An 8,933-nucleotide genomic window follows, 5' to 3' on the forward strand; every position below is an offset into this window, starting at 1 on the left:
GGGTCAGCGCGAGACTCGGGCCCCGGTCGGGAGCGAGGCTCGGGCCCCGGTCGGGAGCGAGGCTCAGGCCTCGGTCTTCTCCTCGGCCTCACCGGTGGCCGCGGCGGCGACCTCGGTGGCCTCCTCGACCTCGTCCTCGTCGTCGCTCATGTCGACGACCTCACCGTTGGTGTCCTTGACCGTGGAGGCCTCGACGACGACGGCGAGCGCCTTGCCGCGGGCGACCTCGCCGACGAGCATCGGCACCTGGCCGCCCTCGACGACGGCCTGGGCGAACTGGTCGGGGGACATGCCGGAGGAGGCGGCGCGGCGCATGAGGTGCTCGGTGAGCTCCTCCTGGCTGACGTTCAGCTTCTCCTTGTTGACCAGCTCGTCGAGGACGAACTGGGTCTTGATGCCCTTGACCGCCTGCTCCTTGGTCTCGGCGTCGAACTCTTCCTCGGTCTTGCCCTGGATCTCCAGGTACTTCGCGAGGTCGAGGCCCATCTGGCCGAGCTGGTGGTGCTCAAGGTTGTGCTTGCGGGTGTTGATCTCGTCCTCGAGCAGCTTCTCGGGGATCGGGACCTCGACCAGCTCCAGGAGCTTCTCCAGGACGCGCTCCTGGGCCTGGGTGGCCTGGTCGTACTGCTTCATGTTCTCGAGGCGCTTGCGGCTGTCGGCCTTCAGCTCGTCGAGGGTGTCGAACTCGCTCGCCATCTGGGCGAACTCGTCGTCCAGCTCGGGGAGCTCACGGGCGGCGACCTGGGTGACCTTGACGGTGACCTCGGCCTCCTTGCCCTCGGCGGAGCCGCCCTTCAGCTCGGAGGTGAAGGTGGCCTCGCCGCCGGCCTCCAGGCCGGTGACGGCCTCGTCGATGCCCTCGAGGAGCTCGCCGGAGCCGATCGTGTACTGCACGCCACTGGCGACGCCGTCCGCGAGGACCTCGCCGTCGACCTTGGCCTCCAGGTCGACCGTCACGACGTCGCCCTCGGCGGCGGCGCGCTCGACCTGGGAGGTGGAGGCGAAGCGGGTGCGGAGCTGCTCGACGGACTTCTCGATGTCCTCGTCGCTGACCTCGACCGCGTCGACCTCGACCTCGATGCCGGAGTAGTCCGGGATCTCGATGGTCGGGCGGACGTCGACCTCAGCGGTGAAGTTCAGCGTCTCGCCGTCCTTCAGCTCGGTGATGTCGACCTCGGGCTGGCCGAGCGGGTTGATCTCCGCTTCGTTGACCGCCTCGGTGTAGAACTTCGGGAGCGCGTCGTTGACGGCCTCCTCCAGCACCGCACCGCGGCCGAACCGCTGGTCGATGACCCGGGCCGGGATCTTGCCCTTGCGGAAGCCCTTGACCGTGACCTGCTGGTTGATCTTCTTGTACGCCGCGTCGAGGCTGTCCTTGAGCTCCTCGAAGGGCACCTCGACAGTGAGCCGAACCCGGGTCGGGTTCAGGGTCTCCACGGCGCTCTTCACGGTTCGGTCTCCTTGGTGGCTGAATTCTGGGGTCTGCCGGGTCGCCCCGGGGTGATGTCCGGCGGCGGCTCAGCGGCTCGGGCCCGGCTCCTCAGACACTCGTCGGAAGACACTCGTCAGACACACGGGCACACAGATTGCATAGTAACCGCAAGCAGGATGAGCCCCACAATGCGATCTTGGTGCACATGTGATTGTGACTGGTGGTCGGGGTGGCGGGATTTGAACCCACGGCCTTCCGCTCCCAAAGCGGACGCGCTACCAAGCTGCGCCACACCCCGTCGGTGCGACACGTAGGGTACATGCCCGCGGGCGGTGCTCCAGCCCCTTTGTTCCGTGCGTACGCGCCGCGTACGGAATGGGGTGTGCGGCGACCCGCGGAGACCCGCTACGATGCTCTTCGTGCCGCGGCCTTCATGACCTGCGGCGCGGTCCTCGCGGGCGTAGCTCAATGGTAGAGCCCTAGTCTTCCAAACTAGCTACGCGGGTTCGATTCCCGTCGCCCGCTCCACATGGCTCAGGGCCAGGTCAGAGGTCGATTCCTCTGCCTGGCCCTGATGCGTTTCCGGTCTTCGTCCGGGCTTCGTCCGGGCTTCGTCCGGGCTTCGTCCGGGCTTCGTCCGGGCTTGACCGCCCGTGGCGTGCCCATTCGTATCGGGTCAGGGGCGGGGGCTCACGCCCGCCAAGCGGTTGATCTCCGTGGCGGGTCGCGGATCCGCCTCCCGGGCAGCTGGGACGATTCGCCAATGACACCCAGGGCACAAACGGCTGCGGGATCGGCAAGGGCGCGGCTCGTCCTGTTGACACTCGCGGCCGGTCAGTTCCTGATGGCGCTCGACAGCTCTGTCATGAACGTCTCAATCGCGACGGTGGCCGAGGACGTGGGCACGACGGTGACGGGGATCCAGGGCGCGATCACGGCCTACACCCTCGTCATGGCCATGTTCATGATCCCCGGCGGCAAGGTCGGGGCGCTGATCGGCCGCAAGCGCGCATTCATGATCGGCTGTGGCATCTACGGCTGCGGCTCCCTCACCACAGCGCTCGCACCCAGCCTGCCCGTGCTGCTGCTCGGCTGGTCATTCCTCGAGGGGGTCGGAGCGGCGCTCATCCTGCCCGCGATCGTGGCACTCGTGGCCGGCAACTTCGCCGCTGAACGCCGTCCCGCCGCCTACGGGCTCGTCGCGGCCGCGGGGGCCGTGGCGATCGCGCTCGGGCCGCTCATCGGCGGTGTCGCGACGACGTACTTCTCCTGGCGCTGGGTTTTCGCCGGTGAGGTCGTGGTGGTGCTCGGCATCCTGCTGCTCGCCCGCCCCATCGCCGACGCCGTGAGCGACGAACGCCCGCGCATCGATCTCATCGGCGTCGTACTGTCCGCCCTCGGGTTCGGCGTCTTCGTCTACGGCGTACTCCGCTCGGACGAATGGGGCTGGTTCAGGCCGAAGCCCGACGCGCCTTCATGGCTCGGGGTTTCGCTGGTCGTGTGGCTGATGCTGGCAGGTCTGCTTCTGATCTGGCTCTTCCTCCGCTGGGAGGCCCGGCTCGTGGCGCAGCGCAGGGAGCCGCTGATCCACCCGGCCATGCTGCAGAACAAGCAGCTCACCGGGGGTCTGACGATGTTCTTCTTCCAGTACCTCGTGCAGATGGGCGTGTTCTTCGTCGTACCGCTCTATCTGTCGGTCGCCCTGGGCCTGTCGGCGCTGGTGACCGGCGCGCGCCTCCTGCCGCTCTCGCTGACCCTGCTGGCGGCCGCGCTCCTGATCCCACGCTTCTTCCCGAACGTCTCGCCGCGGCGGGTGGTGCGGCTCGGGATCCTCGCGCTACTGGCGGGCGCGGTCGTCCTGATGGCCGCGCTCGACGCGGACGCCGGGGCGGAAATCGTCACCATCCCCCTCCTGTTGATCGGGCTCGGCATGGGCGCGCTGGCTTCCCAGCTCGGTTCGGTCACCGTGTCCGCGGTACCGGACAAGCAGAGCGCAGAAGTCGGCGGCATCCAGAACGCCGTGACCAACCTGGGTGCCTCGATCGGAACGGCGCTCGCCGGGTCCATCATGATCGCCGCGCTCACGTCTTCGTTCCTGACCAGCGTCGAGCAGAATCCGGCGGTCCCGGCCGAAGTGAAGAGCCAGGCCACCGTCGAACTCCAAAGCGGCGTACCCTTCCTGTCGGACGCCCAGCTCAAGTCCGCCCTCGACAAAGCGGGCACGAGCCCGGAGGTGACCCAGACCGCGCTGGACGCGAACGCCGACGCCAGGCTCGACGGCCTGCGCGCCGCACTCGCCATCCTCGCCCTCGCCGCGCTCCTCGCGTTGTTCTTCACCACGCGGATCCCGACGACCCAGCCCCGCTCGACGGAGCCCTAGGCCCTAGCCGCGGACGGCCTCGTTGCCGGCCCGCAACCCCGGGCCGTCAGAAGCTGATCGAATTGATCGTCTCTGCTATCGAGTTGAGGAATCTGTTGATCGACGGCGCCATGCCCGTCGAGGCGACGAAGAAGCCGAAGAGCGCCGCGACGATCGCGGGTCCGGCCTTGATGGAACCGCCTCGGATCATCACCACGAGGATGATCGCCAACAGCAGCACCACAGACAGCGAAATGGCCACACTGATCACACCCTCGGTCGGTCCGCCTTGCCCGCCTGGGAGCGTGCAGCCCCGCACACCCCCGTCCCCTCCATCGTGCCACCAACCTCCTTGGGACGGTTACCGGGTGACGCATCGTCGGCGAAACGATCACGCCAATCACGCACCGTTCCGGCGGGTCGGCGGGCAGCCGTGGGGCCGAGCGGCACGGTAGCGCGGACAGGTGTCGGGGGATGGAATTCGGCGTGATCGTTTCCCTTGCCGTAGCGAAATGCGCACAGCTCGGCCACACGAATTTCAAGGCGTATCGGTGAGGAAATTCACCCCGATTCCAGCGCGTCGATTCGCACCGTTTAAGTCGGATTAATTGGGGCATGTGGGGCGTTTGGCGGTAGTTTCAGTTGCGAATGGACGGACCGCGATCGGAGTTTTACGTGGGCTGATGCGGAGGCTAGGGTGCCTCGAATGTTCCACGCTCCGCATGGATTGCAGAGGGCCCAGTTCCCCGAGGCTGCCCGGGAGCCGGAGTCCATCCCTACAGCAGCGCAGACAACACAGTCAGCGCAGACAGCGGCGCCGGCGCCGCCGGCGCCGACAACACAGTCAGCGCAGACCCAGGCAGCTCGGACACCACAGACAGCCCAGACAGCCCAGACAGCCCAGAACGCGCACAAGGCGCAGCACACGCCCGGCCACAAGAGACGCGACCCCTACTTCGACAACGCCAAATACCTGGCGATCGTGCTGGTGGCGGTGGCGCACGCGTGGGAGCCGGTGATGGACGGCAGCCGCGCCACGAGGGCGCTGTACATGTTCGTCTACACCTTCCACATGCCGGCGTTCATCATCATCTCCGGCTACTTCTCGCGGAGCTTCGCCGCGCGGCCCGACCAGCTGAAGCGGCTGGTGAGCGGGGTGGCGGTGCCCTATGTCGTCTTCGAGGTGGCGTACACGCTCTTCAAGCGGTGGGCCGACGACGACCCCGGCTACCCGTTCAGCATGACCGACCCGCTGTATCTCACCTGGTTCCTGATCGCGCTCTTCGTCTGGCGGCTGTCCACCCCGCTGTGGCGCTCGATCCGGCACCCGCTGCCGGTCGCGCTGGTCGTCGCGGCGCTCGGCTCACTCACTCCGGGCATGGGACAGACCCTCGATCTCCAGCGCATCCTGCAGTTCCTGCCGTTCTTCGTGCTGGGGCTCTCGATGCGGCCCGAGCACTTCCAGATGCTGCGGCGGCGAGAGGTACGGCTGCTGGCCCTGCCCGTGTTCGCGGGCGCGGCGGCGTTCACGTACTGGATCACACCGGATCTGCGGATGGGCTGGTTCTACCACTCGACCAGTGCCGAGGAGCTGGACGCGCCCTGGTGGGCGGGGCCGGTCATGACCGTCGGGCTGTTCGGCTGCGCGCTGCTGCTCACGGCGGCCTTCCTCGCCTGGGTGCCGCGCCGCAGGACGTGGTTCACGGTGCTGGGCGCGGGCACCATCTGCGGCTATCTGCTGCACGGATTCCTGGTGAAGTCCCTGGAGTATCTGGGGCTGGTGGCGCGGCACCCGTGGCTGGCCGAGCCCGCCGGGGAGATCGCGGTGACGCTGGCGGCGGCCGCGGCGGTGACGCTGTTCTGTACGCCGCCGGTGCGGCGGGCGCTGCGGTTCGCGACGGAGCCGGAGCTGTCGTGGGCGTTCCGGCGGGACGTCACCGGGCTGGCAGGCCCAGCAGCCGGCGCACCGTCGCGTACTTCTCGGTGAGCCGGACCCGGGTCGGCTCGTCCAGGACGGCGAGCCGGGCCGGGTCGGCGTTGTGGGCGAGGTCGGCCTCCTTGACGAGCAGGGCGCCGGGGGTGTCGAGGATGCGCCGGGTGTAGTCCGGCAGCTCCTCGCCCTTCCGCTTGGTCACCGCGAGGACCATGTCCTTGACGGACTGCGGCAGTCCGGCGGCGTCCAGCCACTCCCGGGAGAGCGCGTCGTCCTCCACCGAGTCGTGCAGCCAGGCCGCGGCGATCTGTTCGTCGCTCCCGCCCCTGGCCCGTACGCCTTCGGCGACGGCCTGGAGGTGCTCGGCGTACGGGCGTCCCGCCTTGTCCTGCTGCGTCGCGTGGGCCTCGCGGGCGATGGCCTCGACCTCGGCCAGGGTGAGAAAGGACATGGCTCGACTGTACGGGCGTACGCGTGCGGTCGTTCGGCGGTCGGGAAAGGCCGGGTCAGGGCTTGCGTCCGGGCCTGGGCTACCCAGCACCGCTGTCAGGGCTTGCGTCCGGGCTGGGGCGTACCCAGCACCGCTGTCAGGGCTCGCGGCGCAGGAGAAGCAGGGCCCGGTCGTCGTTGACGTCCTTGGCCACGGCCTCTATGAGATGCCAGGCGGCGCCCTCGAAACCCGTCGCCACATGGCGGTCCGCCTCGCCGGTCAGCCGGTCCATGCCCTCGGCGATCTCGCGGTCGGACGCCTCGACGAGGCCGTCGGTGAAGAGCATCAGCACATCGCCGGGGCGCAGGGTGCCCTTGACCGGGTCGAACTGGGCGCCGTCGTAGACGCCGAGCAGCGGGCCCTCCGCGGACTTCTCCTCCCAGCGGCCGGTCCCGGCGTGGAGCTGGAGGGCGGGGAGATGGCCCGCGGAGAGGAGTTCGTAGTCGCCGGAGTCCAGGTCGAGGACGAGATGGACGGAGGTGGCGAAGCCCTCGTCCCAGTCCTGGCGCAGAAGATAGCCGTTGGCCGCGGGCAGGAAGCCGTGCGGCGGAAGGGAGCCGAGGAGGCCACCGAATGCGCCGGACAGCAGCAGGGCGCGGGAGCCGGCGTCCATGCCCTTGCCGGAGACGTCGGTGAGGACGACTTCGAGGGTGCGGCCGCCGTTGGTGCAGGCCGCCACGACGAAGTCGCCGGAGAAGGACTGTCCGCCGGCCGGGCGCAGCGCCATCTCGCGGTGCCAGCCCCTGGGCAGCCGGGGCAGCGCGCTCTGCACGCGGATGCGTTCGCGCAGGTCGAAGAGCATGGTCCCGCCGCGCCGCCAGGGCACGCCGACCCGGGCCCGGAACTGGGCGATGAGCAGCCCGAAGAACCCGCAGGCGGCCACCACGAGGACGGTTCCGGGGGTGACCCGGGCCGGGCCCTCCATGTACGGGCCGAGCATCAGCGATTCGACGATGAGGGCACCGGCCGCCGCCGCGTACAGCCCGAGCAGGCTCGCGGGCCGCAGCAGCAGTCCGCCGGCGACGATGGGCAGGACGAGGGCCGCGGGCGCGCACCAGACGGGCATGAGGATCGTGCCGCACGCGATCGCCGGCACGGTCAGCAGCAGTCCGGCCAGGGCGATCCAGTCGGAGCCGTCACCGCGGAAATAGTCGACGCCGGATTTGCGCAGCGCTGTCCTGGCCCGGTGCACGCACTTCCGCAACCGGGCCGCGTACGAGTCTGCCGCGCGACGAGCCATCGTCGTGGACCCTATCCACCCGCTTGCCCGGCGTGCAGGGGGACCCCGTGACATTGCGTTCGAAATCGGGTCGCGACGGGCCGCGCACCCCTGGTAGTCATGGCTTATGACGACTGAACTGCGGGTGCTCCAGCGCGACGAGTGGGATCAGTGGTACGCGAAGCTGGAGCTCGCCTTCGGTGGTGTCGCGGAGGCCCCGGAGGAGCGCGAGCTGTGGAACGCGCTGACGGAGACCGATCGTTCGATCGGCGCGTGGGACGGCGACGAGTGCGTCGGTACGGCCGGGGCGTTCAGTTTCCGGGTGTCGGTGCCGGGCGGCGCGCTCGTGCCCGCGGCCGGGGTGACGATGGTGAGCGTGGCGGCCACGCACCGGCGGCGCGGGGTGCTCACCTCGATGATGCGGCGTCAGCTGGACGACGTACGGCAGTGGGGCGAGCCGCTCGCCGTACTGACGGCGTCCGAGCCGGCGATCTACGGCCGGTTCGGGTACGGCATCGGGACCCATCAGCTGAATCTGGAGATCGACACGTCCCGGGTGGGAATCGTCGCGCCGCCGGGGACGGACGACGTGCGGCTGCGGTTCGTGCCGGTCGCGGAGGCGGCCGAGGCGTGCGAGGCGGTGTACCTGCGCACGATCGGCGCACGGCCCGGGATGCTCGCCCGGACGCCCGGCTGGGAGCGGTTGCCGCTGCTCGATCCGCCGTCCGAGCGGGAGGGCGCGTCGCCGATGCAGTGCGTGCTCGCCGAGCGGGACGGCGAGGTCGTGGGCTATGTGCGCTTCCACAACAAGCCGGAGTGGGACGCGTTCGGGCCGGGCGGCTCGATCATGCTGCGTGACATCGACGCGCTGGATCCGGCGGCGTACGCGGCGCTGTGGCGCTTCCTCTTCGGCATCGACCTGACCTCGACGGTCCGAGCCCGCAACCGGCCGGTGGACGACCCGCTGCTGCAGCTCGTCACGGACATCCGGCGCTGCGGTGTCCGGGTGCGCGATTCGCTGCATGTACGTCTGGTGGACGTGGGCGCGGCGCTGGCGGCGCGGACGTACCGGACGCCGGTGGATGTCGTGTTCGACGTCGAGGACGCGTTCTGTCCCTGGAACGAGGGGCGCTGGCGCCTCACGGGTGACGCGAAGGGGGCGTCGTGCGAGCGGACCGGGGATGCGGCGGATCTGGGGCTTTCGGTACGGGAGTTGGGCGCGGCGTACCTGGGCGGGGTGACGCTGTCCGCGCTGGCCGGGGCGGGGCGGGTGCGTGAGCTGCGCGGGGGCGCGCTGGCGGAGGCGTCGCTCGCGTTCGGGTCCGACCTCGCGCCGTGGCTGCCGCACGGGTTCTAGGGCCGCCTGTCCGGTGGATCAGGCCCTGGGCGTACCGATCACGAGGGCCGGCAACGCTCGTGATCAATACACCTGGCGCGGACCCCCGCGCCTCAAGCTCCCCCTACGCCCTGCGGCGTGGGGGGGACCCCCAGCGGGGCGGA

The 8,933-nt window shown here is 69.7% G+C and carries 7 protein-coding genes and 2 tRNA genes; 4 read left to right on the plus strand and 5 right to left on the minus strand.

From position 1 onward, the window contains the following. Nucleotides 1-63 precede the first annotated feature (63 nt). Together tig and ACWGI8_RS32810 are read right to left on the minus strand one after the other, a co-directional pair. A complete protein-coding gene (gene tig, locus ACWGI8_RS32805) occupies nt 64-1,449 on the minus strand; it encodes a trigger factor (RefSeq protein WP_453666512.1) in 1,386 nt (461 codons plus the stop codon). A gap of 204 nt (nt 1,450-1,653) precedes the next feature. After that, nucleotides 1,654-1,730 (minus strand) — tRNA-Pro (locus ACWGI8_RS32810). 156 nt (nt 1,731-1,886) lie between these two features. Here ACWGI8_RS32810 and ACWGI8_RS32815 point away from each other — a divergent pair. Both ACWGI8_RS32815 and ACWGI8_RS32820 read left to right on the plus strand, forming a co-directional pair. Beyond that, a tRNA-Gly gene (locus ACWGI8_RS32815) sits at nt 1,887-1,960 on the plus strand. 235 nt (nt 1,961-2,195) lie between these two features. After that, entirely contained in the window at nt 2,196-3,812 is a 1,617-nt protein-coding gene (locus tag ACWGI8_RS32820) for an MFS transporter (protein WP_453666514.1), read from the plus strand. A 46-nt stretch (nt 3,813-3,858) separates the two neighbouring features. On the opposite strand, the gene ACWGI8_RS32825 is transcribed toward ACWGI8_RS32820, so the two are convergent. Beyond that, nucleotides 3,859-4,053 carry a hypothetical protein gene (locus ACWGI8_RS32825; protein ID WP_453666516.1) on the minus strand — a complete coding sequence of 65 codons (195 nt, stop codon included), beginning with the start codon at nt 4,051-4,053 and terminating at the stop codon, nt 3,859-3,861. Between the two features lie 444 nt (nt 4,054-4,497). Between ACWGI8_RS32825 and ACWGI8_RS32830 the strand changes: the two genes are divergently transcribed. Further along, a complete protein-coding gene (locus ACWGI8_RS32830; protein WP_453666518.1) occupies nt 4,498-5,778 on the plus strand; it encodes an acyltransferase family protein in 1,281 nt (426 codons plus the stop codon). Here ACWGI8_RS32830 and ACWGI8_RS32835 read toward each other — a convergent pair. Together ACWGI8_RS32835 and ACWGI8_RS32840 are read right to left on the minus strand one after the other, a co-directional pair. Beyond that, nucleotides 5,726-6,175, minus strand: coding sequence for an HD domain-containing protein (locus tag ACWGI8_RS32835; protein ID WP_453666520.1), 450 nt, complete (start codon nt 6,173-6,175; stop codon nt 5,726-5,728). The genes ACWGI8_RS32830 and ACWGI8_RS32835 overlap by 53 nt on opposite strands. A 136-nt stretch (nt 6,176-6,311) precedes the next feature. Beyond that, nucleotides 6,312-7,454: a PP2C family protein-serine/threonine phosphatase gene (locus tag ACWGI8_RS32840; RefSeq protein ID WP_453666522.1), complete on the minus strand. Its 1,143-nt coding sequence runs from the start codon at nt 7,452-7,454 to the stop codon at nt 6,312-6,314. Between the two features lie 106 nt (nt 7,455-7,560). On the opposite strand from ACWGI8_RS32840, the gene ACWGI8_RS32845 reads away from it, so the two are divergent. Beyond that, entirely contained in the window at nt 7,561-8,790 is a 1,230-nt protein-coding gene (locus ACWGI8_RS32845; RefSeq protein ID WP_453666524.1) for a GNAT family N-acetyltransferase, read from the plus strand. The last annotated feature ends 143 nt before the right edge of the window (nt 8,791-8,933 follow it).

Source organism: Streptomyces sp. NPDC054841, from assembly GCF_053611045.1.

What these genes read in the sequence shown, in the direction of transcription:
- ACWGI8_RS32840 (WP_453666522.1), bottom strand. Translation starts at nt 7,454, where the DNA reads ATGGCTCGTCGCGCGGCAGACTCGTACGCGGCCCGGTTGCGGAAGTGC.
- ACWGI8_RS32835 (WP_453666520.1), bottom strand. Translation starts at nt 6,175, where the DNA reads ATGTCCTTTCTCACCCTGGCCGAGGTCGAGGCCATCGCCCGCGAGGCC.
- ACWGI8_RS32845 (WP_453666524.1), top strand. Translation starts at nt 7,561, where the DNA reads ATGACGACTGAACTGCGGGTGCTCCAGCGCGACGAGTGGGATCAGTGG.
- ACWGI8_RS32820 (WP_453666514.1), top strand. Translation starts at nt 2,196, where the DNA reads ATGACACCCAGGGCACAAACGGCTGCGGGATCGGCAAGGGCGCGGCTC.
- ACWGI8_RS32830 (WP_453666518.1), top strand. Translation starts at nt 4,498, where the DNA reads ATGTTCCACGCTCCGCATGGATTGCAGAGGGCCCAGTTCCCCGAGGCT.